The organism is Pontibacillus litoralis JSM 072002 (genome assembly GCF_000775615.1).
In the GTDB taxonomy this organism is placed as follows: domain Bacteria; phylum Bacillota; class Bacilli; order Bacillales; family BH030062; genus Pontibacillus; species Pontibacillus litoralis.
The window spans coordinates 1-1068 of the sequence record NZ_AVPG01000060.1; the positions used below are offsets into that span (position 1 = coordinate 1).

At 37.5% G+C, this 1068-nt stretch carries 3 protein-coding genes; all 3 read right to left on the reverse strand.

Features of this window, described 5'->3' with window-relative positions; all coding sequences use genetic code 11:
• A partial coding sequence (locus tag N784_RS15660) for an IS66 family transposase (RefSeq protein ID WP_232306045.1) occupies positions 1–420 on the reverse strand: 420 nt, incomplete at its 3' end.
• A gap of 53 nt (positions 421–473) precedes the next feature.
• A complete protein-coding gene (tnpB, locus tag N784_RS15665) occupies positions 474–824 on the reverse strand; it encodes an IS66 family insertion sequence element accessory protein TnpB (protein WP_036836509.1) in 351 nt (116 codons plus the stop codon).
• Positions 821–1068: IS66 family insertion sequence element accessory protein TnpA (gene tnpA / locus N784_RS15670; protein WP_198134451.1), on the reverse strand; the 248-nt coding region annotated here is incomplete at its 5' end. The genes tnpB and tnpA, both read right to left, overlap by 4 nt.

Here is a 1068-nt window from a genome sequence, read left to right on the forward strand (position 1 = left end):
TTTCACTTTGGCTTGCGCGGGGATAATCTCAATTTCTCTGCGCACTTCTGTGCTCATTTCATGCAACTTTCCATCACAACACGAACAGACCTGTTCCTCTTCTGGTAAACGATACTCAATCGTTTCAGTCGGAAGGTCTTCGAGTTTCTGATCGCGCTGTCCTTTCTTTTTACGCTTGTAAGTAATTGTTTCAACCGTAGGCTCTTCTATATCTTTATTTGATGTATCCTCAGCTTCATTAAATAGAGAAAGTTGATCCGTGTTTTGTTCACTTGAAGCACCGAATTGTCTTTTTTGACTTAGTCTAAATTGTTCCTCATACCATTTTAGCTTTGCTTCAAGTTCTTCTTTTTCAAGCTCAAGTTTCTCCGCACGTTCTTTATAAAATTGGGCATCTTTTGCGTTCGTTAGCTTTTCCATAAAATATATTATACGAAAAAGAACCCGCCTTGAATAGAGCGAATTCTTATATTTTATAAAATAGTTCGTGCTTTCACTTCACGGTGCGCGGACTGTTGAATGGTTAACCCATCCAAAAGCCAACGAAGTTGGCGAGGGGAAATGTCTTTTGTTTGCTTAGATGATTGATCCGGCCAAAAGAATTTACCGGTCTCAAGTCTTTTATAATAAAGCCAAAAGCCGTTATTGTCCCATTGCAGAATCTTTATTTTATCTCTATTTCGATTACAGAACACGAAGAGTGCAGGTGAGAATGGATCAAGTTCAAATGCTTCTTTTACTATAATTGCTAGGCCATCAATTGACTTTCTAAGGTCCGTAGGACCACAAGCTAAATAGACCCTTTCATAGTATGGGTGAATCATTGACACTTCAATAAATGTATTACATCAGATAAAAGTTGACGATCAACCTGTGGTTTTACTTCCACCGATAACTTGTCTACCTTAATAATGATGGATGAATGCTCGTCGAAGTTAGCTGAATGGCTAATTTCTAACCAATCGCTAGAAGAAGGATTATTATCTGTTTGTTGATCAAACTTACGTTTCCAATAATACATTTGATGAATATTAATATTTTCTTTACGGCACCAAGCAGCCATACTAA

Bases quoted from the DNA above. Each gene is read 5' to 3' on its own strand.
- tnpB (WP_036836509.1), bottom strand. From the start codon at position 824: ATGATTCACCCATACTATGAAAGGGTCTATTTAGCTTGTGGTCCTACG.